The 19,732-nt window shown below is 68.0% G+C and carries 30 protein-coding genes; all 30 read left to right on the top strand.

Going from position 1 to position 19,732, the window contains the following annotated elements:
* The first annotated feature begins 49 nt into the window (after nt 1–49).
* The 30 genes from C8E97_RS35040 (at nt 50) to map (ending at nt 19,726) form a co-directional block, all read left to right on the top strand.
* A complete protein-coding gene (locus C8E97_RS35040) occupies nt 50–376 on the top strand; it encodes an acyl carrier protein (protein WP_170212053.1) in 327 nt (108 codons plus the stop codon).
* 32 nt (nt 377–408) lie between these two features.
* Nucleotides 409–1,782, top strand: a complete 1,374-nt coding sequence (locus C8E97_RS32410) for a KamA family radical SAM protein (protein ID WP_121009884.1) — start codon at nt 409–411, stop codon at nt 1,780–1,782.
* A 343-nt stretch (nt 1,783–2,125) separates the two neighbouring features.
* A complete protein-coding gene (rpsL, locus tag C8E97_RS32405) occupies nt 2,126–2,500 on the top strand; it encodes a 30S ribosomal protein S12 (protein ID WP_121009882.1) in 375 nt (124 codons plus the stop codon).
* Nucleotides 2,500–2,970: a 30S ribosomal protein S7 gene (rpsG, locus tag C8E97_RS32400; RefSeq protein WP_121009879.1), complete on the top strand. Its 471-nt coding sequence runs from the start codon at nt 2,500–2,502 to the stop codon at nt 2,968–2,970. The genes rpsL and rpsG overlap by 1 nt, the downstream gene beginning before the upstream one ends.
* 84 nt (nt 2,971–3,054) lie before the next feature.
* Nucleotides 3,055–5,157, top strand: a complete 2,103-nt coding sequence (fusA, locus tag C8E97_RS32395; RefSeq protein ID WP_121009874.1) for an elongation factor G — start codon at nt 3,055–3,057, stop codon at nt 5,155–5,157.
* Nucleotides 5,158–5,297: 140 nt separating this feature from the next.
* Nucleotides 5,298–6,491, top strand: a complete 1,194-nt coding sequence (gene tuf / locus C8E97_RS32390) for an elongation factor Tu (protein WP_121009871.1) — start codon at nt 5,298–5,300, stop codon at nt 6,489–6,491.
* Between the two features lie 327 nt (nt 6,492–6,818).
* Nucleotides 6,819–7,124, top strand: a complete 306-nt coding sequence (rpsJ, locus tag C8E97_RS32385) for a 30S ribosomal protein S10 (protein WP_003938093.1) — start codon at nt 6,819–6,821, stop codon at nt 7,122–7,124.
* Between the two features lie 28 nt (nt 7,125–7,152).
* Complete coding sequence (gene rplC / locus C8E97_RS32380; RefSeq protein ID WP_121009868.1) at nt 7,153–7,803, top strand: 50S ribosomal protein L3; 651 nt, start codon at nt 7,153–7,155, stop codon at nt 7,801–7,803.
* Between the two features lie 2 nt (nt 7,804–7,805).
* Entirely contained in the window at nt 7,806–8,492 is a 687-nt protein-coding gene (rplD, locus tag C8E97_RS32375) for a 50S ribosomal protein L4 (protein WP_121009865.1), read from the top strand.
* A complete protein-coding gene (rplW, locus tag C8E97_RS32370) occupies nt 8,489–8,788 on the top strand; it encodes a 50S ribosomal protein L23 (RefSeq protein ID WP_121009862.1) in 300 nt (99 codons plus the stop codon). The genes rplD and rplW overlap by 4 nt, the downstream gene beginning before the upstream one ends.
* A 22-nt stretch (nt 8,789–8,810) precedes the next feature.
* Nucleotides 8,811–9,644, top strand: a complete 834-nt coding sequence (gene rplB, locus C8E97_RS32365) for a 50S ribosomal protein L2 (RefSeq protein ID WP_121009857.1) — start codon at nt 8,811–8,813, stop codon at nt 9,642–9,644.
* Between the two features lie 18 nt (nt 9,645–9,662).
* Entirely contained in the window at nt 9,663–9,944 is a 282-nt protein-coding gene (gene rpsS, locus C8E97_RS32360) for a 30S ribosomal protein S19 (RefSeq protein WP_121009855.1), read from the top strand.
* A 35-nt stretch (nt 9,945–9,979) separates the two neighbouring features.
* Entirely contained in the window at nt 9,980–10,384 is a 405-nt protein-coding gene (rplV, locus tag C8E97_RS32355; RefSeq protein ID WP_121009852.1) for a 50S ribosomal protein L22, read from the top strand.
* Nucleotides 10,384–11,211 (top strand): 30S ribosomal protein S3, encoded by an 828-nt coding sequence (gene rpsC, locus C8E97_RS32350; RefSeq protein WP_121009849.1) that lies wholly within the window; start codon nt 10,384–10,386, stop codon nt 11,209–11,211. Before rplV ends, rpsC begins: the two co-directional genes overlap by 1 nt.
* A gap of 3 nt (nt 11,212–11,214) precedes the next feature.
* Entirely contained in the window at nt 11,215–11,634 is a 420-nt protein-coding gene (rplP, locus tag C8E97_RS32345) for a 50S ribosomal protein L16 (RefSeq protein WP_053715230.1), read from the top strand.
* Between the two features lie 3 nt (nt 11,635–11,637).
* Nucleotides 11,638–11,895 carry a 50S ribosomal protein L29 gene (gene rpmC / locus C8E97_RS32340; RefSeq protein WP_121009846.1) on the top strand — a complete coding sequence of 86 codons (258 nt, stop codon included), beginning with the start codon at nt 11,638–11,640 and terminating at the stop codon, nt 11,893–11,895.
* Nucleotides 11,892–12,176 carry a 30S ribosomal protein S17 gene (gene rpsQ / locus C8E97_RS32335; protein WP_121009843.1) on the top strand — a complete coding sequence of 95 codons (285 nt, stop codon included), beginning with the start codon at nt 11,892–11,894 and terminating at the stop codon, nt 12,174–12,176. The genes rpmC and rpsQ overlap by 4 nt, the downstream gene beginning before the upstream one ends.
* Nucleotides 12,177–12,253: 77 nt before the next feature.
* Nucleotides 12,254–12,622, top strand: coding sequence for a 50S ribosomal protein L14 (gene rplN / locus C8E97_RS32330; RefSeq protein WP_015805282.1), 369 nt, complete (start codon nt 12,254–12,256; stop codon nt 12,620–12,622).
* Entirely contained in the window at nt 12,622–12,936 is a 315-nt protein-coding gene (rplX, locus tag C8E97_RS32325) for a 50S ribosomal protein L24 (protein ID WP_121009840.1), read from the top strand. Before rplN ends, rplX begins: the two co-directional genes overlap by 1 nt.
* A complete protein-coding gene (gene rplE / locus C8E97_RS32320; protein ID WP_121009837.1) occupies nt 12,936–13,499 on the top strand; it encodes a 50S ribosomal protein L5 in 564 nt (187 codons plus the stop codon). Before rplX ends, rplE begins: the two co-directional genes overlap by 1 nt.
* A gap of 1 nt (nt 13,500) precedes the next feature.
* Complete coding sequence (locus tag C8E97_RS32315) at nt 13,501–13,686, top strand: type Z 30S ribosomal protein S14 (RefSeq protein WP_033436724.1); 186 nt, start codon at nt 13,501–13,503, stop codon at nt 13,684–13,686.
* Between the two features lie 128 nt (nt 13,687–13,814).
* Nucleotides 13,815–14,213 (top strand): 30S ribosomal protein S8, encoded by a 399-nt coding sequence (gene rpsH / locus C8E97_RS32310; protein WP_121009834.1) that lies wholly within the window; start codon nt 13,815–13,817, stop codon nt 14,211–14,213.
* Nucleotides 14,214–14,229: 16 nt separating this feature from the next.
* Nucleotides 14,230–14,769, top strand: a complete 540-nt coding sequence (rplF, locus tag C8E97_RS32305) for a 50S ribosomal protein L6 (RefSeq protein WP_121009831.1) — start codon at nt 14,230–14,232, stop codon at nt 14,767–14,769.
* 1 nt (nt 14,770) lies between these two features.
* Nucleotides 14,771–15,169, top strand: a complete 399-nt coding sequence (gene rplR / locus C8E97_RS32300; protein ID WP_121009828.1) for a 50S ribosomal protein L18 — start codon at nt 14,771–14,773, stop codon at nt 15,167–15,169.
* Between the two features lie 49 nt (nt 15,170–15,218).
* Complete coding sequence (gene rpsE / locus C8E97_RS32295) at nt 15,219–15,824, top strand: 30S ribosomal protein S5 (RefSeq protein WP_121009824.1); 606 nt, start codon at nt 15,219–15,221, stop codon at nt 15,822–15,824.
* A gap of 4 nt (nt 15,825–15,828) precedes the next feature.
* Nucleotides 15,829–16,014 (top strand): 50S ribosomal protein L30, encoded by a 186-nt coding sequence (gene rpmD / locus C8E97_RS32290; protein WP_121009821.1) that lies wholly within the window; start codon nt 15,829–15,831, stop codon nt 16,012–16,014.
* A complete protein-coding gene (rplO, locus tag C8E97_RS32285) occupies nt 16,011–16,454 on the top strand; it encodes a 50S ribosomal protein L15 (protein WP_121009818.1) in 444 nt (147 codons plus the stop codon). The genes rpmD and rplO overlap by 4 nt, the downstream gene beginning before the upstream one ends.
* A 565-nt stretch (nt 16,455–17,019) precedes the next feature.
* Nucleotides 17,020–18,330: a preprotein translocase subunit SecY gene (secY, locus tag C8E97_RS32280; RefSeq protein ID WP_121012851.1), complete on the top strand. Its 1,311-nt coding sequence runs from the start codon at nt 17,020–17,022 to the stop codon at nt 18,328–18,330.
* The gene (locus tag C8E97_RS32275) at nt 18,330–18,881 is read left to right on the top strand and encodes an adenylate kinase (protein ID WP_121009815.1); all 552 of its coding nucleotides are present in this window, start codon (nt 18,330–18,332) and stop codon (nt 18,879–18,881) included. Before secY ends, C8E97_RS32275 begins: the two co-directional genes overlap by 1 nt.
* A gap of 71 nt (nt 18,882–18,952) precedes the next feature.
* Nucleotides 18,953–19,726, top strand: a complete 774-nt coding sequence (gene map, locus C8E97_RS32270) for a type I methionyl aminopeptidase (protein ID WP_121012849.1) — start codon at nt 18,953–18,955, stop codon at nt 19,724–19,726.
* Nucleotides 19,727–19,732: the final 6 nt, after the last annotated feature.

Here is a 19,732-nt window from a genome sequence, read left to right as displayed (position 1 = left end):
GCCGCGGTGCCGCGGGCACCGTCGGAAAACCGATCAAGGGAGGCTGGTCGTGGGGGTAGCGAACTCGAACCTGCGTGCTGCCGAAAAGGGAGCCGCGGATGACGTGTTCGAGAGCGTGTTGAATTTCTCCAGGGAACTCGTCGAACAGGAGGAAAAGGTCCTCCCAGGGCAGTTCAGCGCCGATACGTCCTTGTTCGAAATCGGTCTGGACTCCTTGCAGATCATTTCGTTGGCCCGTCGCCTGGGACGCCGCTTCGGCGTGCGCTTCACCATGCGCGAGCTGATGGCGCCGGAGGTCTCGCTCGCGGTCCTGGCGGAGCTGACCGCGAGCCGGCAGGGCGGTGCGGAAACCGCCGTTCCGCCCCAGGGCGACTAGCGCGTCGAGGCCGAGCGGACAGGAGAGCGCGAATGACGAACCACACGGGCACACCTCGCCAGCCGTACGAGTACACCCGCCGTGAGCTGGTGGAACCGGACTGGCAGCGGTTCCCCGGCTGGCGCGGCGCCACCGCGGCGCAGTGGCGCGACCCGCAGTGGCAGCGGGTGAACTGCGTGAAGAGCGTGAAGCAGTTGCGGGCGGTGATGGGCGACCTGCTCACCGACCGGTTCTACGAGGACCTGGTCGCCGACCAGACGCGTTTCGCGACCATGTCGATGCTGCTCCCGCCGCAGATGTTGAACACGATAGCGGGAGATGCGGGAACGGACCCCGTGAAGGTCACCGCGGCGTTTTACAGCGATCCCGTCCGCCGGTACATGCTGCCGGTGGCCTCGGACCGCGATCCGCAGTGGCCCAGCCACCCGTACGCCGAACGCGATTCCCTGCACGAGGCGGAGATGTGGGTGGTGGAGGGGTTGACCCACCGCTACCCGACCAAGGTGCTGGCGGAACTGGTCTCCACCTGCCCCCAGTACTGCGGGCACTGCACCCGGATGGACCTGGTGGGCAATTCGACGCCGCTGGTGCAGAAGCACAAGCTGAACCTGAAGCCGGTGGACCGGCAGGACCGGATCATCGGCTACCTGAAGGAGACGCCGGGCGTCCGCGACGTCGTGGTGTCCGGCGGCGACGTCGCCAACGTGCCGTGGCCGCAGCTGGAGTCCTTCCTCATGCGGCTGCTCGACGTGGACAGCGTGCGCGACATCCGCCTCGCGACGAAGGCGCTGGCCGGCCTGCCCCAGCACTGGTTGCAGCCGCAGGTGCTCGAAGGGGTGGAGCGGGTGGCCCGCGTCGCCGCGCGCCGCGGGGTCAACCTGGCCGTCCACACGCACGTCAACCACGTCCAGTCGGTCACACCGCTGGTCGCGGAGGCGGCGCGGGCGATGCTGGACGCGGGCGTGCGCGACGTGCGCAACCAGGGCGTCCTGATGAACGGCGTCAACTCGACCGCCGACGACCTGCTCGACCTGTGCTTCGCCCTCCAGGGCGAGGCCGGGATCCTGCCCTACTACTTCTACATGTGCGACATGATCCCCAACGCCGAGCACTGGCGGGTGTCGCTCGCCCGCGCCCAGGAGCTCCAGCACGACATCATGGGCTACCTGCCGGGGTACGCCACCCCGCGGATCGTGTGCGACGTGCCGTACGTCGGCAAGCGCTGGGTGCACCAGGTGTCCGAATACGACCGTGAGCGCGGGATGTCGTACTGGACGAAGAACTACCGCACCACCATCGAGGGCGACGAGGAAGCCCTCGAACGCAAGTTCTGCTACTACGACCCGATCGATACCCTGCCCGAGAGCGGTCAGCGCTGGTGGCGGGAGAACCACGCCCCGGCTTGACGCGCGGCGCCCGCGCCGCGTGGAGGACCCGCTGCCCGCACCGCCCCGGTGGTGCGGGCAGTCGGCGTTCGCGGGTCCGGAGCGGGCCATTTTGACCCTTCAGAGGGGTGCGGGTATCTTCGGTCCGTGCTCGACACGTGTGTTGGGCACCCTCCGCGTGCCTACGCGCCACATGAGCTGGATAGCCGGCCGCGGTGACCTCCACGCGCAGGGACGTCCTGGGATGTCACCTGCGGACCTGGGAGCAGGGGCGACACGCCCGACCTCGGGTACGGAGAGGGACCAGGTCAACAGTGCTCTCGGCCAGTCCGGTGGGCACTCCAACGGAAGAAGCAGTCGGCACATGCCAACAATCCAGCAACTGGTCCGCAAGGGCCGGCAGGAAAAGGTCGAGAAGCAGAAGACCGCCGCGCTGAAGGGGAGCCCCCAGCGCCGCGGTGTGTGCACCCGCGTCTACACGACCACGCCCCGTAAGCCCAACTCGGCGCTGCGCAAGGTCGCCCGCGTGAAGCTGACGAGCGGCATCGAGATCACCGCCTACATTCCGGGCGAGGGGCACAACCTCCAAGAGCACTCGATGGTGCTGGTCAGGGGCGGTCGGGTCAAGGACCTGCCCGGCGTCCAGTACAAGATCATCCGCGGTTCCCTCGACACGCAGGGCGTGAAGAACCGCAAGCAGGCTCGCAGCCGGTACGGCGCGAAGAAGGAGAAGAGCTGATGCCCCGCAAGGGACCGGCCCCGAAGCGGCCGCTGATCTCCGACCCGGTCTACAGCTCTCCGCTGGTGACCCAGCTCATCAACAAGGTGCTGGTCGACGGCAAGCGCTCCGTGGCCGAGCGGATCGTGTACGGCGCCCTGGAGGGCGCCCGCGACAAGACCGGCACCGACCCGGTCGTCACGCTGAAGCGCGCGCTGGACAACGTGAAGCCCGCGCTGGAGGTCAAGAGCCGCCGCGTCGGTGGTGCGACCTACCAGGTGCCGATCGAGGTCAAGCCCGGCCGCGCGACCACGCTGGCGCTGCGCTGGCTGATCACCTTCTCCCGGCAGCGCCGCGAGAAGACGATGGTCGAGCGCCTGATGAACGAGCTGCTCGACGCGAGCAACGGCCTGGGCGCGAGCGTGAAGCGCCGCGAGGACACCCACAAGATGGCCGAGTCGAACAAGGCCTTCGCCCACTACCGCTGGTGACGTGACGCCCGGCCGGTTCCCCGAGGACCGGCCGGGCCCTCCCAGCCCTAGTGAGCCTGCGAGCTCAAGACAGGGGAAACACCCGTGGCACAGGACGTGCTCACCGACCTGGCCAAGGTCCGCAACATCGGGATCATGGCCCACATCGACGCGGGCAAGACCACGACGTCCGAGCGGATCCTCTTCTACACGGGGATCAACTACAAGATCGGCGAGGTCCACGACGGCGCCGCCACGATGGACTGGATGGAGCAGGAGCAGGAGCGCGGCATCACGATCACGTCCGCCGCGACGACCTGCTTCTGGAAGAACCACCAGATCAACCTCATCGACACGCCCGGCCACGTCGACTTCACCGTCGAGGTGGAGCGCAACCTCCGCGTGCTCGACGGCGCGGTGGCGGTGTTCGACGGCAAGGAAGGCGTCGAGCCCCAGTCCGAGCAGGTGTGGCGGCAGGCGACCAAGTACGACGTCCCGCGCATCTGCTTCGTCAACAAGATGGACAAGCTGGGCGCGGACTTCTACTTCACCGTGCGCACCATCTCCGAGCGCCTCGGCGCCAAGCCGCTCCCGATCCAGATCCCGATCGGCGCGGAGGGCGACTTCATCGGCGTCGTCGACCTGGTCGAGATGCGCGCGCTGACCTGGCGCGGCGACGTCCAGAAGGGCGAGGACTACGCGGTCGAGGAGATCCCGGCCGACCTCGTGGACAAGGCGAACGAGTACCGCGAGCAGCTCGTCGAGGCCGTCGCCGAGACCGACGACGCCCTGATGGAGCAGTACCTCGGTGGCGAGGAGCTGACCGTCGCGCAGATCAAGGCGGGCATCCGCAAGATCGTCGCCGAGGCGTCCGCGTACCCGGTGCTGTGCGGCTCGGCGTTCAAGAACAAGGGCGTGCAGCCCATGCTCGACGCCGTGATCGACTACCTGCCCGCGCCGCTGGACCTGCCGCCGGTCGAGGGCACGCTCCAGGACGGCGAGACGCCCGCCTTCCGCAAGCCGTCGACGGACGAGCCGTTCTCGGCCTTGGCGTTCAAGATCGCCGCGCACCCGTTCTTCGGCAAGCTGACCTACATCCGGGTGTACTCGGGCAAGGTCTCCTCCGGCACCCAGGTCATCAACTCGACCAAGGACCGCAAGGAGCGCATCGGGAAGATCTTCCAGATGCACGCCAACAAGGAGAACCCGGTCGAAGAGGCCATCGCGGGCCACATCTACGCCGTGATCGGCCTCAAGGACACCACCACCGGTGAGACGCTGAGCGACCCGCAGGCGCCCATCGTGCTGGAGTCCATGACCTTCCCCGAGCCGGTCATCGAGGTGGCGATCGAGCCCAAGACGAAGGCCGACCAGGAGAAGCTCAGCACCGCGATCCAGAAGCTGGCGGAGGAGGACCCGACCTTCCGCGTCAAGCAGGACGAGGAGACCGGGCAGACCATCATCGCCGGCATGGGCGAGCTGCACCTGGACATCCTGGTCGACCGGATGCGCCGCGAGTTCAAGGTCGAGGCGAACATCGGCAAGCCGCAGGTCGCCTACCGCGAGACGATCCGCCGCAAGGTGGAGAAGTACTCGTACACGCACAAGAAGCAGACCGGTGGCTCGGGCCAGTTCGCCAAGGTCCTGATCGACATCGAGCCGCTGGAGAAGAACGAGGCGGGCGCGCTCTACGAGTTCGTGAACGCGGTCACCGGTGGTCGCATCCCGCGGGAGTACATCCCGTCGGTCGACGCCGGCGCCCAGGACGCGATGCAGTACGGCGTGCTGGCGGGCTACCCGCTGGTCGGCATCAAGGTCACGCTGACCGACGGCGCCTACCACGAGGTCGACTCCTCCGAGATGGCGTTCAAGATCGCCGGTTCCATGGCGCTCAAGGAAGCCGCCCGGAAGGCCGACCCGGCCCTGCTCGAACCGATGATGGCGGTCGAAGTGACCACGCCCGAGGAGTACATGGGCGACGTCATCGGTGACCTGAACTCCCGCCGTGGCCAGATCCAGGCCATGGAGGAGCGCAGCGGCACCCGTGTCGTCAAGGCGCTGGTCCCGCTGTCGGAGATGTTCGGGTACGTCGGCGACCTGCGGTCCAAGACCCAGGGTCGCGCGAACTACTCGATGACCTTTGACTCCTACGCCGAGGTTCCCACGAACGTCGCGAAGGAGATCATCGCGAAGGCGACGGGCGAGTAACCCCAACCGGAGCACCGCAGCACCACGCGGGCTCTCCGGGGTCTCTCGTCCCTGGGGTCCGCAGAACCCTGACGTGACGCCCGGCGGGCGGCGACACACCACCGCCGGGCACAGCAACAGAAGTCCAGGAGGACAATCCAGTGGCGAAGGCGAAGTTCGAGCGGACGAAGCCGCACGTCAACATCGGCACCATCGGTCACATCGACCACGGCAAGACGACGCTGACCGCGGCGATCTCCAAGGTCCTGCACGACAAGTACCCGGAACTGAACCCCTTCACGCCGTTCGACCAGATCGACAAGGCGCCGGAGGAGAAGCAGCGCGGCATCACCATCTCGATCGCCCACATCGAGTACCAGACCGACAAGCGCCACTACGCGCACGTCGACTGCCCCGGTCACGCCGACTACATCAAGAACATGATCACCGGTGCGGCGCAGATGGACGGCGCCATCCTGGTGGTCGCGGCGACCGACGGCCCGATGCCGCAGACGAAGGAGCACGTCCTCCTGGCCCGCCAGGTCGGTGTGCCCTACATCGTGGTGGCCCTGAACAAGGCCGACATGGTGGACGACGAGGAGATCCTGGAGCTCGTCGAGCTCGAGGTCCGCGAGCTGCTGTCCGAGTACGAGTTCCCCGGTGACGACCTGCCGGTCGTGCGCGTCTCCGCCCTGAAGGCGCTGGAGGGCGACGCCGAGTGGGGCGAGAAGCTCATCGGTCTGATGGACGCCGTGGACGAGAACATCCCGGAGCCCGAGCGTGAGGTCGACCGGCCGTTCCTGATGCCGGTCGAGGACGTCTTCACGATCACCGGCCGCGGCACCGTGGTGACCGGTCGCATCGAGCGCGGTGTGATCAAGGTCAACGAGGAAGTCGAGATCGTCGGCATCAAGGAGTCTTCGAAGAAGACCACCGTGACCTCGATCGAGATGTTCAAGAAGTTCCTCGACGAGGGCCAGGCCGGCGACAACGCCGCCCTGCTGCTCCGCGGCATCAAGCGCGAGGAGGTGGAGCGCGGCATGGTCATCGTGAAGCCGGGCACCACCACCCCGCACACCGAGTTCGAGGCGCAGGTCTACATCCTGTCCAAGGACGAGGGCGGCCGCCACACGCCGTTCTTCAACAACTACCGTCCGCAGTTCTACTTCCGCACCACCGACGTGACCGGCGTCGTGACCCTCCCCGAGGGCACCGAGATGGTCATGCCGGGCGACACCACCTCCATGAGCGTGAAGCTGATCCAGCCGATCGCGATGGACGAGGGTCTGCGGTTCGCCATCCGCGAGGGTGGCCGGACGGTCGGCGCGGGCTCGGTCACCAAGATCATCAAGTGACCTCGCTCTACTGATGGACCCCCGATTTGGCTCGCGCACGTCCGTGTGCGACCATTGACGGGTTGCTCGTCGGGGCGGCCGGTTCCCTTCGGAACCCGGCCGCCCCGTCACGAGGGGATCGAACAGCAAGTCAATCCCACAGGTTTCATCAGTGGGACCGGTTTATCGCCGAGGGCGCGACACGCCCGACCGCGTGGACCGGGCACCGTGACACCGCTGAGGTGTCAGTCCTGAATAGGGGGCGGTACGCGCCGGAGGTCTGCCAGGACCTCATTCCGGTTGCCCGCACCGCAGCGGTATCGAGAAGCAGAGGAACGGCAAGCCATCATGGCGGGACAGAAGATCCGCATCCGGCTCAAGGCCTACGACCACGAGGCGATCGACGCGTCCGCGCGCAAGATCGTCGAGACCGTGACGCGCACCGGCGCTCGGGTCGTCGGGCCTGTGCCGCTGCCCACTGAGAAGAACGTCTACTGCGTCATCCGCTCGCCGCACAAGTACAAGGACTCGCGCGAGCACTTCGAGATGCGCACGCACAAGCGTCTGATCGACATCCTCGACCCGACGCCGAAGACGGTGGACGCGCTCATGCGCATCGACCTGCCGGCGAGCGTCGACGTCAACATCCAGTAAGCGTTGGACGCGGAGAGTAACGAGACCAATGTCTGACAGGCAGGTTAAGGGCCTCCTGGGCACCAAGCTCGGCATGACTCAGGTCTTCGACGAGAACAACCGGATCGTCCCGGTGACCGTCGTCAAGGCAGAGCCGAACGTGGTCACCCAGGTCCGGACCCAGGAGAACGACGGCTACTCGGCCGTTCAGCTCGCGTTCGGCGCGATCGACCCGCGCAAGGTGAAGAAGCCCGTCGCGGGCCACTACGCCAAGGCCGGGGTCACGCCGCGCCGCCACCTCGCGGAGCTGCGGACCACGGACGCGTCCGAGTACCAGGTCGGCCAGGAGGTCACCGCCGAGGTGTTCGAGGCCGGCGCGGTGGTCGACGTGGTCGGCACCAGCAAGGGCAAGGGCACCGCGGGTGTCATGAAGCGGCACGGCTTCCACGGCCTCGGCGCCAGCCACGGCACGCAGCGCAAGCACCGCTCGCCGGGCTCCATCGGCGGCTGCGCCACGCCCGGCCGCGTGTTCAAGGGCCTGCGCATGGCGGGTCGCATGGGCCACGTGCGCGTGACCACCCAGAACCTCAAGGTGCACAAGGTCGACGTCGAGTCCGGCCTGCTGCTCATCAAGGGCGCGGTGCCCGGTCCCAAGGGCGGCACCGTGTTCGTCAAGACCGCTGCGAAGGGTGGTGCCTGATCATGACGTCCGTTGAGATCCGCACCCCGGACGGCAAGACCGACGGCAGCGTCGAGCTGCCCGCCGCCGTCTTCGACGCGCAGGCCAACGTCGCGCTGCTGCACCAGGTCGTCGTGGCCCAGCAGGCCGCGGCCCGCCAGGGCACGCACTCGACGAAGACCCGCGGCGAGGTGTCCGGCGGTGGCAAGAAGCCGTACCGGCAGAAGGGCACCGGCCGCGCCCGCCAGGGCTCGACCCGCGCGCCGCAGTTCGCCGGCGGTGGCACCGTCCACGGTCCCCAGCCGCGCGACTACAGCCAGCGCACCCCCAAGAAGATGAAGGCCGCCGCGCTGCGCGGCGCCCTCTCCGACCGGGCCCGCGCCGGCCAGGTCCACGTGGTGAGCGGTTTCGTCGAGGGCGACGCCCCGTCGACCAAGACCGCCCGCAAGGTCCTGGAGTCGGTCACCGACGCCCGCCGGGTGCTGGCCGTGCTGCTGCGCACCGAAGAGGTTTCGTGGGTCAGCCTGCGCAACCTGCCGCACGTGCACATCATCGCCCCGGACCAGCTGAACACCTTCGACGTGCTGGTCAACGACGACGTGGTGTTCACCAAGGACGCTCTGGACGTGTTCCTGGCGAGCAAGGCCCAGCTGGGCGCTGGCTCGGCCGAGGCGGTCGCCGGTTCGTCCGAAGTGGAGGACGAGAAGTGATCCCCGACCACAGGGACATCCTGCTCGCGCCGGTCATCTCCGAGAAGTCCTACGGGCTCCTGGAGGAGAACAAGTACACCTTCGTGGTGGCCCCCGGCGCGAACAAGACCCAGATCAAGATTGCCGTGGAGAAGGTCTTCGGCGTCAAGGTCGTCAGCGTCAACACGATCAACCGCCAGGGCAAGCGCAAGCGCACCCGGACGGGCTTCGGCAAGCGCAAGGACACCAAGCGCGCCATCGTGACGCTGTCCGCCGAGAGCAAGCCGATCGAGATCTTCGGCGGCCCGGCCGCCTGATGACGACGAGGACTGCGTAGAGATGGGCATTCGCAAGTACAAGCCGACGACCCCCGGTCGTCGCGGTGCGAGCGTCTCCGACTTCGCCGAGATCACTCGGTCGACGCCGGAGAAGTCGCTGATCCGCCCGCTGCACGGCCGCGGTGGCCGCAACGCGTCGGGCAAGATCACGACGCGGCACAAGGGCGGCGGCCACAAGCGGGCCTACCGCCTGATCGACTTCCGCCGCACCGACAAGGACGGCATCCCGGCCAAGGTCGCTCACATCGAGTACGACCCCAACCGCACCGCGCGCATCGCGCTCCTGCACTACGTCGACGGCGAGAAGCGCTACATCATCGCCCCGGCCAAGCTGCGGCAGGGCGACCGGATCGAGAACGGCCCCAAGGCCGACATCAAGCCGGGCAACAACCTGCCGCTGCGCAACATCCCGGTCGGTACCGTGGTGCACGCGATCGAGCTGCGCCCCGGCGGCGGCGCGAAGATCGCCCGCTCGGCGGGCGCCAGCGTGCAGCTCGTCGCCAAGGACGGCCCGTACGCCCAGCTGCGGATGCCCTCGGGCGAGATCCGCAACGTGGACGTGCGCTGCCGCGCCACGGTCGGCGAGGTCGGCAACGCCGAGCACCAGAACATCAACTGGGGCAAGGCGGGCCGCATGCGGTGGAAGGGCAGGAAGCCCACCGTCCGCGGTGTCGCCATGAACCCGGTCGACCACCCGCACGGTGGTGGTGAGGGCAAGACCTCCGGTGGTCGCCACCCGGTGAACCCGGCAGGCAAGCCCGAAGGCCGTACCCGCCGCCGCAAGGCAAGCGACAAGCTCATCGTCCGGCGTCGTCGCACCGGTAAGAAGCGCTGAGCAGGGAGGGAGTGAAGGATGCCACGCAGCCTTAAGAAGGGCCCCTTCGTCGACGACCACCTGCTCAAGAAGGTGGACGTCCTCAACGAGTCGGGCAAGAAGACCGTCATCAAGACCTGGTCCCGCCGGTCGACGATCATCCCCGACATGCTGGGCCACACGATCGCGGTGCACGACGGCCGCAAGCACGTGCCGGTGTTCGTGACGGAGTCGATGGTCGGGCACAAGCTCGGCGAGTTCGCGCCGACCCGCACGTTCAAGGGCCACATCAAGGACGACCGGAAGTCGCGCCGCCGCTAGGCGACGAACTAGAGGAAGAGCAAGGGGAAGCAGCGATGAACGCCCGTAACGAAGCTGAGGCGCAGGAGTTTCCGCGCGCCGTGGCTCGGGCTCGCTACGTCCGCGACACGCCCATGAAGGTGCGTCGGGTCGTCGAGCTCATCAGGGGTCGTAGCGCCGGCGAGGCCCTGGCCGTGCTCCAGTTCGCGCCGCAGGCGGCAAGTGAGCCGGTCCGCAAGGTGCTCGCGAGCGCCGTGGCCAACGCCGAGAACAACCTGTCCTTGGACCCCGACACGCTGTGGGTGTCCAAGGTCTACGTGGACGAGGGCCCGACCCTCAAGCGGTTCCGCCCGCGCGCCCAGGGTCGTGCGTACCGCATCCGCAAGCGGACGAGCCACATCACCGTCGAGGTGGAGTCCCGTCCGAAGAAGGACAGCGCTAATCGGAAGGCGGCCAGGTAGTGGGCCAGAAGATCAACCCGCACGGCTTCCGGCTGGGGATCACGACCGACTGGAAGTCCCGCTGGTACGCCGACAAGCAGTACGCCGAGTACGTGGCCGAGGACGTCAAGATCCGCAAGCTGCTCTCGCGCGGCATGGAGCGTGCCGGCATCTCCAAGGTGGAGATCGAGCGCACTCGTGACCGGGTCCGCGTCGACATCCACACCGCCCGGCCGGGCATCGTCATCGGCAGGCGCGGCGCGGAGGCCGACCGCATCCGCGGTGAGCTGGAGAAGCTCACCAAGAAGCAGGTCCAGCTGAACATCCTCGAGGTCAAGGGCCCCGAGTCGGACGCGCAGCTCGTCGCGCAGGGCGTGGCCGAGCAGCTGTCCAACCGCGTGGCGTTCCGCCGGGCGATGCGCAAGGCCATCCAGTCGGCCATGCGCTCGCCGCAGGTCAAGGGCATCCGCGTGCAGTGCGGTGGCCGCCTGGGCGGCGCCGAGATGTCCCGTTCCGAGCACTACCGCGACGGCCGCGTGCCGCTGCACACGCTGCGCGCCGACATCGACTACGGCTTCTTCGAGGCCCGCACCACGTTCGGCCGGATCGGCGTGAAGGTGTGGATCTACAAGGGCGACATCGTCGGTGGCATCAGCGCCAAGCGCGAGCGGGACGCCGCGCCGTCGGCGGAGCGCGCACCGCGGCGCGACCGCGGCGACCGCCCGAACCGGGCCCGCCGCTCCGGCGCCAGCGGCACCACCGCGACGAGCACCGAGGCCGGTCGGGCCGCGGCCGACGCACAGGTCACGGACGCACCGGTCGCGACCGAAGAGAAGACGGAGGGCTGAGTCGTGCTCATCCCGCGCAGGGTTAAGCACCGCAAGCAGCACCACCCCGGTCGGTCCGGTGCTGCGAAGGGCGGCACGAGGGTCACCTTCGGCGAGTACGGCATCCAGGCTCTGGAGCCCGCTTACGTGACCAACCGGCAGATCGAGTCGGCGCGTATCGCCATCACGCGGCACATCCGCCGCGGTGGCAAGGTCTGGATCAACATCTTCCCGGACCGCCCGCTGACCAAGAAGCCGGCCGAGACCCGCATGGGTTCCGGCAAGGGCTCGCCCGAGTGGTGGGTCGCCAACATCAAGCCGGGTCGCGTGCTCTTCGAGATGAGCTTCCCGAACGAGGCAGTGGCTCGCGAGGCGCTCCGCCGCGCGATCCACAAGCTGCCGATGAAGTGCCGCATCGTTACGCGTGAGGGTGGTGAGTTCTAGCCAATGGCAAGCACTGAAGCGGGTTCCGCGGCTTCGTTGCTGCGTGAGCTCACCGAGGAAGAGCTCGTGCTGCGCTTGAGGGAGGCGAAGGAGGAGCTGTTCAACCTCCGCTTCCAGATGGCCACCGGGCAGTTGGACAACAACCGCAGGCTCCGCGCGGTCCGGCACGACATCGCCCGGATCTACACCGTGATGCGGGAACGGGAGCTGGGGCTGTCGACCTCTCCCGACGCGGTTTCCACTGGTGAGGGTGCGGCATGAGCGAGAACAACGAAGTGAAGCAGACCGAGACGCGCAACGACCGCAAGGTCCGCGAGGGCTACGTCGTGTCCGACAAGATGGACAAGACGATCGTCGTGGCGCTGGAGGACCGGAAGAAGCACCGCCGGTACGCCAAGTACCTGCGCACCACCACCAAGGTGAAGGTGCACGACGAGCAGAACAGCGCCGGCGTCGGCGACCGCGTCCTGCTGATGGAGACCCGGCCGCTGTCCGCCACCAAGCGCTGGCGCCTCGTCGAGATCCTCGAGAAGGCCAAGTAAGCCCGCAACCGGGCACCGCAGACCGAGCCCGTCAGGTCGGAAATCTGGCGGGCCAGGAATGGTCAAGGAGTAGGTAAGTGATCCAGCAGGAGTCGCGGCTGCGCGTCGCCGACAACACCGGTGCGAAGGAGATCCTCTGCATCCGTGTTCTCGGTGGCTCGGGCCGCCGCTACGCGGGCATCGGGGACATCATCGTCGCCACGGTGAAGCAGGCCATCCCCGGCGCCGGCGTCAAGAAGGGTGACGTCGTCAAGGCGGTCGTCGTCCGCACCGTCAAGGAGAAGCGCCGTCCCGACGGCTCTTACATCCGGTTCGACGAGAACGCCGCGGTGCTCATCAAGAACGACAACGAGCCGCGGGGCACCCGCATCTTCGGCCCGGTCGGTCGTGAGCTGCGCGACAAGAAGTTCATGAAGATCATCTCGTTGGCGCCGGAGGTGCTCTGATGAAGGTGAAGAAGGGCGACACCGTCGTCGTTATCGCCGGCAAGGACAAGGGTGCGCGCGGCAAGGTCATCATGGCCTACCCCGCCCAGAACCGCGTCCTGGTCGAGGGCGTCAACCGCATCAAGAAGCACACCCGGATCACGCAGACCCAGCGCGGCGCGCAGTCGGGCGGCATCGTGACCCAGGAGGCCCCCATCCACGTGTCCAACGTGATGGTGGTCGACTCGGACGGCAAGCCGACCCGTGTGGGCTACCGGACGAACGACGAGGGCAAGCGGGTCCGCATTTCCCGTCGTAACGGGAAGGACATCTGATGACCACCGTTGAGAAGACCACGCCGCGGCTGAAGGCGCGCTACCGCGAGGAGATCGTCGCGGCGCTGCGCGAGCAGTTCGACTACGCCAACGTGATGCAGATCCCCGGCGTCGTGAAGGTCGTCGTCAACATGGGCGTCGGCGACGCCGCCCGCGACGGCAAGCTGATCGAGGGTGCCGTCAAGGACCTGTCGATCATCACCGGTCAGCGGCCCGAGGTCCGCAAGGCCCGCAAGTCCATCGCGCAGTTCAAGCTCCGCGAGGGCATGCCGATCGGCGCGCGCGTCACGCTGCGCGGCGACCGCATGTGGGAGTTCCTGGACCGCCTGCTGACCATCGCGCTGCCCCGCATCCGCGACTTCCGCGGCCTGTCGGGCAAGCAGTTCGACGGCAACGGCAACTACACGTTCGGTCTCAACGAGCAGTCCATGTTCCACGAGATCGACCCGGACGCGATCGACCGTCCCCGCGGTATGGACATCACCGTGGTCACGACCGCGACCAACGACGACGAGGGCCGGGCGCTGCTGAAGCTCCTGGGCTTCCCGTTCAAGGAGAACTGAGATGGCCAAGAAGGCTCTGATCAACAAGGCCGCGGCCAAGCCGAAGTTCAAGGTGCGGGGCTACACCCGCTGCCAGCGTTGCGGTCGCCCCCACTCGGTGTTCCGCAAGTTCGGCCTGTGCCGGATCTGCCTCCGCGAGATGGCGCACCGGGGCGAACTGCCCGGTGTGAACAAGTCCAGCTGGTGAGTCCGGCTCGGCAGGCAGCTCTTCCAGATTCACACACTTCGCTGTAGGCCCGCTCACGACCAGCCGGCCGCGAGGCCGGCTCGGACCCTGACTGGGGAACCGCAGCGAGAAAGGTTGACCAGGTCACCATGACGATGACCGATCCGATCGCAGACATGCTGACGCGTCTGCGGAACGCGAACTCGGCTTACCACGACAAGGTCGTGATGCCGCACTCCAAGCTGAAGGCCAACATCGCCGAGATCCTCAAGCGCGAGGGTTACATCGCGGGCTACCGCGACGAGCAGGGCGACGTGGCCAAGCACCTGGTGATCGAGCTGAAGTACGGCCCGAACCGGGAGCGCAGCATCGCCGGCCTGCGCCGGGTGTCCAAGCCCGGTCTGCGGGTGTACGCGAAGTCGACCAACCTGCCGAAGGTTCTCGGTGGCCTGGGCGTCGCGATCATTTCGACCTCTGGCGGTCTCCTGACCGACCGCCAGGCCAACAAGCAGGGCGTGGGCGGAGAAGTCCTCGCCTACGTCTGGTGAGGAAGGGGGACTAGGCATGTCGCGCATCGGAAAGCTGCCGATCACCGTCCCCGCCGGGGTCGACGTGAACATCGCGGGCCGGGACGTCAGCGTGAAGGGGCCCAAGGGCACCCTGTCGCTGACCATCGCCGAGCCGATCATCATCGAGAAGGTCGAGGACGGCACCCTCGAGGTGAAGCGTCCCAACGACGAGCGTCGGAGCCGTTCGCTCCACGGCCTGTCCCGCACCCTGGTGCAGAACATGGTCATCGGCGTGACCCAGGGCTACGAGAAGAAGATGGAGATCCACGGGGTCGGCTACCGCGTGGCGCTGAAGGGCTCCGACCTGGAGTTCGCGCTCGGCTACAGCCACCCGGTGAAGGTCGAGGCCCCCGAGGGCATCACCTTCGCGGTGGAGACCCCGACCCGGTTCTCCGTGTCGGGCATCGACAAGCAGCTCGTGGGCGAGGTCGCCGCCAACATCCGCAAGCTGCGCAAGCCCGACCCGTACAAGGGCAAGGGCGTGCGTTACGCGGGCGAGAAGATCCGCCGCAAGGTCGGAAAGACGGGTAAGTGACATGAGCGAGACCGCAACGAAGCGCAAGCCGGTGGGCAAGGACATCTCGACCACTCGCCGCATCGCCAAGACCCGCCGTCACTTCCGCCTCCGCAAGAAGGTCAGCGGCACCGCCGAGCGTCCCCGCCTGGTGGTCCACCGGTCGTCGAAGCACATCACCGTGCAGATCATCGACGACCTGGCCGGTCACACGCTGGCGGCGGCCTCCTCCGTGGAGGCGGACGTCCGGGCGATGGACGGCGACAAGAAGGCCCGCGCGGCGAAGGTCGGCCAGCTGGCCGCCGCGCGCGCCAAGGAGGCCGGCATCTCCAAGGTCGTCTTCGACCGCGGCGGCAACGCCTACCACGGCCGCATCGCGGCTCTGGCCGACGCCGCCCGCGAGGCGGGGCTGGAGTTCTGACTGTGGCTACTGTTTTCGGGAACATCACTGGAATTGAGAGGGACGCCTGATGCCAGGACGCACGCGTCGCGAAGGCGGCGGGGGCGAGCGCGGAGAGCGTCGCGACCGTCGTGACGGCGGCCGCGGCGGCGCGGCCCAGGAGAAGACCCCGCACCTGGAGCGCGTGGTCGCGATCAACCGCGTCTCCAAGGTCGTGAAGGGTGGTCGTCGCTTCAGCTTCACCGCCCTGGTCGTGGTCGGCGACGGCGACGGCATGGTCGGTGTCGGCTACGGCAAGGCCAAGGAAGTCCCGGCCGCGATCGCCAAGGGTGTCGAGGAGGCGAAGAAGAACTTCTTCCGCGTGCCTCGCATCGCGGGCTCGATCCCCCACCCGGTGCAGGGCGAGAAGGCGGCCGGTGTCGTGCTGCTGCGCCCGGCCTCGGCCGGTACCGGCGTCATCGCCGGTGGCGCCGTCCGCGCGGTGCTGGAGTGCGCCGGTGTCCACGACGTGCTGAGCAAGTCGCTGGGCTCCGACAACGCCATCAACGTCGTGCACGCCACCGTGGCGGCCCTGAAGGGCCTCCAGCGTCCCGAGGAAGTCGCGGCGCGCCGCGGCCTGCCCCTGGAGGACGTGGCTCCCGCCGGCATGCTCCGCGCTCGCGCAGGGGCGGTGTGACCCCATGGCACAGCTCAAGGTCACCCAGGTGAAGAGCACCATCGGTACCAAGCACAACCACCGCGAGTCCCTCCGGACCCTGGGGTTGCGCAAGATCCGCCAGTCGGTGGTCCGTGAGGACTCGCCGCAGGTGCGCGGTTTGATCCACACCGTGCGCCACCTGGTGGTCGTCGAGGAGGTCCAGTCGTGACCATCAAGATCCATGACCTGCGCCCGGCCCCCGGCGCCAAGACCGCGAAGACCAGGGTCGGTCGCGGTGAAGGCTCCAAGGGCAAGACTGCGGGCCGGGGCACGAAGGGCACCGGGGCGCGGAAGAACGTCTCGCCGCGCTTCGAGGGCGGCCAGATGCCGCTGCACATGCGGCTGCCGAAGCTGAAGGGCTTCCGCAACCCGTTCCGGACCGAGTACCAGGTCGTGAACGTCGGCGACCTGGCCCGCGTGTTCCCGGACGGCGGCCGAGTCGACGTGGACGCCCTCGTCCACGCCGGCCTGGTGCGCAAGAACGAGCTGGTGAAGGTCCTCGGCAACGGCGACCTGAACGGCGTCAAGCTCGACGTCGTCGCCAACAAGTTCTCGGGCAGCGCGGTCGAGAAGATCGCCGCCGCCGGTGGCACCACCACGGTGCTCTGACGGGACCCGCACGCGCGAAAGGCCCCCGGAGCCTCCCGCTCCGGGGGCCTTTCCGCACCCCGGACGCCACAGCCGCGCCACGCGCACACCTCACCCGAGGGCGCTTCCGCCCTTGGCGCCGCGCCGCACCGACCCAGAGCCAGGGGTCGTCCTCGGCGGCCGGCCCGTCCGGCGAGGACGCCCTTAATTTTCAACACCCACCCGCGCCGCCCCTCACATCACCCAATCGAGACCCCTCCGCCCTTGTTCGCGCAGGGCGTAACCCCAGCCCGCAGCAGCACACCCCACCTTCTCCCCACCACCCGGAACTTGATCCATTCGGGGGCTTGCGAACAGCAGTAGTCGATCAGGTACGAAGTGTGCAGGACGACTGACTACGGCGATCGGCTCCGCGGCTGTTAAAGTCGCGGGCTGAACCCGGATGTCCTCCGGGTCGGTCGCGGCTACCCGTCGCTTCCGTCACCGCCGGCGCGGCCGGCGGCCAGACCGCAAGACTGTGCCGGCAACACAGCCGGTACCGCAGGATGCCGACCCCGGCGGGGCGGCAACGCTGATGGAGGTTCGCGTGCTCGGCGCATTCCGCTCGGCTCTCGCGACGCCGGACCTACGGAAGAAGATCCTCTTCACCCTGGGGATCATCGTGGTGTACCGGTTGGGCGCGACCATGCCCGCGCCGGGCGTCTCCTTCAAGAACGTCAAACAGTGCGTCGAATCGGTCGACCAGCAGGGCATCTACTCGCTGATCAACCTGTTCAGCGGCGGCGCGCTGCTGAACTTGTCGATCTTCGCGCTGGGCATCATGCCCTACATCACCGCGAGCATCATCATCCAGCTGCTCACCGTGGTCATCCCGCGGTTCGAGCAGCTGAAGAAGGAAGGCCAGGCGGGTCAGGGCAAGCTGACCCAGTACACCCGCTACCTGACCATCGCGCTCGCGGTCCTCCAGTCCACCGGCATCGTGGCGCTCGCCGTGCGCGGCCAGCTGTTCGCCAACTGCGAGGTCGACGTCATCCCGGTCCAGAACGTGTGGACCCTCGTCGTCCTGATCGTCACCATGACCGCGGGCACCAGCGTCATCATGTGGCTCGGTGAGATCATCACCGAGAAGGGGATCGGCAACGGCATGTCGCTGCTGATCTTCACCGGCATCGCGGCGCGCATCCCGGTCGAGGGCCAGCTGATCTGGAGCCGCGGCGGCCTGACCTTCTTCCTGGTCTGCCTGGCGGCCCTGCTCATCATCGCGAGCGTCATCTACGTGGAGCAGGCCCAGCGCCGCATCCCCGTCCAGTACGCCAAGCGCATGATCGGGCGCCGGATGTACGGCGGCACCTCGACCTACCTCCCGCTGAAGGTGAACCAGGCCGGTGTCATCCCGGTCATCTTCGCCTCCTCGCTGCTCTACCTGCCCGACCTGATCTCCCGGCTGACCGCCTCCACGGACGGGTCGGCGCCGGGCTGGTTCGCGACGTTCGTCGCGACGCACCTGGTCACCCAGTCCAGCCCGGTGCACATCGCGCTGTACTTCCTGTTGATCGTCTTCTTCACCTACTTCTACGTCGGCATCACGTTCAACCCGGACGAGCGAGCCGACGAGATGAAGAAGTTCGGTGGGTTCATCCCGGGTATCCGACCGGGTCGACCGACCGCCGAGTACCTCCGCTTCGTCCTGGGGCGGATCACGCTGCCTGGCTCGATCTACCTGGGCATCGTCGCCATCCTGCCGAACTTCTTCCTGGACATCACCGACCAGGGGCAGAACCAGAACTTCCCGTTCGGCGGCACGGCGGTGCTGATCATGGTGGGTGTCGGCCTCGACACGGTTAAGCAGATCGAGAGCCAGCTCATGCAGCGCAATTACGAAGGGTTCCTCCGCTAGTGCGACTCGTTCTCGTCGGCCCGCCCGGAGCGGGCAAGGGCACTCAGGCCGAACTGCTCAAGACCAAGCTCGGCGTGCCGCACATCTCCACCGGGGATCTCTTCCGCGCTCACATCAGCCAGCAGACCGACCTCGGCAAGGAGGTCCAGGAGTACCTGGACGCCGGCGAGCTCGTGCCGGACGAGGTGACCAACGAGATGGTCCGGGACCGCCTCGCGCAGCCCGACGCGGCGAACGGCTTCCTGCTCGACGGGTTCCCGCGCACGGTGGCCCAGGCGACCGTGCTCGGCGAGATCCTCGCCGCCGACGGCCACGCGCTGGACGCCGTGCTGGAGTTCCGGATCCCGGAGGACATCGTCGTGGCGCGCCTGCTCGCGCGCGGCCGGGCGGACGACAAGGAAGAGGTCATCCGCCACCGCCAGCAGGTGTACCGCTCGGAGACCGCTCCGCTGCTCGACCACTACGCCGACATCGTCGTGTCCATCGACGCGGTCGGCGAGGTGGACGAGATCGGCGAGCGGGCGCTGCGCGCGCTGCGCGGCGACCGGTGACCGGTGGACTACGCCATGCCTTGCGCAAGCTCGACGTCCTCCGCCACGTCGTACCGGGCGGTCGCGACCGCATGATCGAGATCAAGAGCCGCGGCCAGTTGGAGGCGATGCGCGCCGCCGGGCTGGTGGTGGCGCGCACCCTGGCGCTGCTCGCGGAGCACGCCAGGGTCGGCGTGAGCACGGCCGAGCTGGACGAGCTGGCCGAGCAGCACATCCGGGACTCCGGGGCCGTCCCGAGCTTCAAGGGCTACCACGGGTTCCCGGCGAGCATCTGCGCGTCGGTCAACGAGCAGGTCGTCCACGGGATCCCGAGCCGGACGCAGGTCCTGGGCGAGGGCGACCTGATCTCGATCGACTGCGGCGCGATCCTGGACGGGTGGCACGGCGACTCGGCCGTCACCCTCGCGGTGGGCGCGGTGACCGAGGCCGAGGCGAAGCTGTCCGACGCCACCCGCGCCTCCATGCTCGCGGGCATCGAGGCGGCGGTGGCCGGCGGGCGGCTCAGCGACATCTCGTTCGCGATCGAGTCCGCCACGATCCTGGCCGGCGAGCGGGACGGGGTCGAGTACGGCATCGTCGAGGGCTACGGCGGCCACGGCATCGGCACCAAGATGCACATGGACCCGTTCCTGCCGAACTACGGCAAGCCCGGCAAGGGCCCGCGGCTGAAGCCCGGCATGGCGATCGCGATCGAGCCCATGCTGACGCTGGGCAGCGAGCGCACGGTGGAGCTGGACGACGGCTGGACGGTCATCACGGCGGACGGGTCGCGCGCCGCGCACTGGGAGCACAGCGTGGCCATCACCGACGACGGCCCCTGGGTGCTCACCGCGCCGGAGGACTGACCGGGT

It is taken from the genome of Saccharothrix australiensis (assembly GCF_003634935.1).
Lineage (GTDB): Bacteria > Actinomycetota > Actinomycetes > Mycobacteriales > Pseudonocardiaceae > Actinosynnema > Actinosynnema australiense.
The sequence above is the reverse complement of the archived record's forward strand: the minus strand, read 5'-3'. Positions and strand labels throughout refer to the sequence as shown.

Bases quoted from the DNA above. Each gene is read 5' to 3' on its own strand.
- C8E97_RS32410 (WP_121009884.1), top strand. From the start codon at position 409: ATGACGAACCACACGGGCACACCTCGCCAGCCGTACGAGTACACCCGC.
- rpsL (WP_121009882.1), top strand. From the start codon at position 2,126: ATGCCAACAATCCAGCAACTGGTCCGCAAGGGCCGGCAGGAAAAGGTC.
- rpsG (WP_121009879.1), top strand. From the start codon at position 2,500: ATGCCCCGCAAGGGACCGGCCCCGAAGCGGCCGCTGATCTCCGACCCG.
- rpsJ (WP_003938093.1), top strand. From the start codon at position 6,819: ATGGCGGGACAGAAGATCCGCATCCGGCTCAAGGCCTACGACCACGAG.
- rplC (WP_121009868.1), top strand. From the start codon at position 7,153: ATGTCTGACAGGCAGGTTAAGGGCCTCCTGGGCACCAAGCTCGGCATG.
- rplD (WP_121009865.1), top strand. From the start codon at position 7,806: ATGACGTCCGTTGAGATCCGCACCCCGGACGGCAAGACCGACGGCAGC.
- rplB (WP_121009857.1), top strand. From the start codon at position 8,811: ATGGGCATTCGCAAGTACAAGCCGACGACCCCCGGTCGTCGCGGTGCG.
- rpsS (WP_121009855.1), top strand. From the start codon at position 9,663: ATGCCACGCAGCCTTAAGAAGGGCCCCTTCGTCGACGACCACCTGCTC.
- rplV (WP_121009852.1), top strand. From the start codon at position 9,980: ATGAACGCCCGTAACGAAGCTGAGGCGCAGGAGTTTCCGCGCGCCGTG.
- rpmC (WP_121009846.1), top strand. From the start codon at position 11,638: ATGGCAAGCACTGAAGCGGGTTCCGCGGCTTCGTTGCTGCGTGAGCTC.
- rpsQ (WP_121009843.1), top strand. From the start codon at position 11,892: ATGAGCGAGAACAACGAAGTGAAGCAGACCGAGACGCGCAACGACCGC.
- rplX (WP_121009840.1), top strand. From the start codon at position 12,622: ATGAAGGTGAAGAAGGGCGACACCGTCGTCGTTATCGCCGGCAAGGAC.
- rplE (WP_121009837.1), top strand. From the start codon at position 12,936: ATGACCACCGTTGAGAAGACCACGCCGCGGCTGAAGGCGCGCTACCGC.
- C8E97_RS32315 (WP_033436724.1), top strand. From the start codon at position 13,501: ATGGCCAAGAAGGCTCTGATCAACAAGGCCGCGGCCAAGCCGAAGTTC.
- rpsH (WP_121009834.1), top strand. From the start codon at position 13,815: ATGACGATGACCGATCCGATCGCAGACATGCTGACGCGTCTGCGGAAC.
- rplF (WP_121009831.1), top strand. From the start codon at position 14,230: ATGTCGCGCATCGGAAAGCTGCCGATCACCGTCCCCGCCGGGGTCGAC.
- rplR (WP_121009828.1), top strand. From the start codon at position 14,771: ATGAGCGAGACCGCAACGAAGCGCAAGCCGGTGGGCAAGGACATCTCG.
- rpsE (WP_121009824.1), top strand. From the start codon at position 15,219: ATGCCAGGACGCACGCGTCGCGAAGGCGGCGGGGGCGAGCGCGGAGAG.
- rpmD (WP_121009821.1), top strand. From the start codon at position 15,829: ATGGCACAGCTCAAGGTCACCCAGGTGAAGAGCACCATCGGTACCAAG.
- map (WP_121012849.1), top strand. From the start codon at position 18,953: ATGATCGAGATCAAGAGCCGCGGCCAGTTGGAGGCGATGCGCGCCGCC.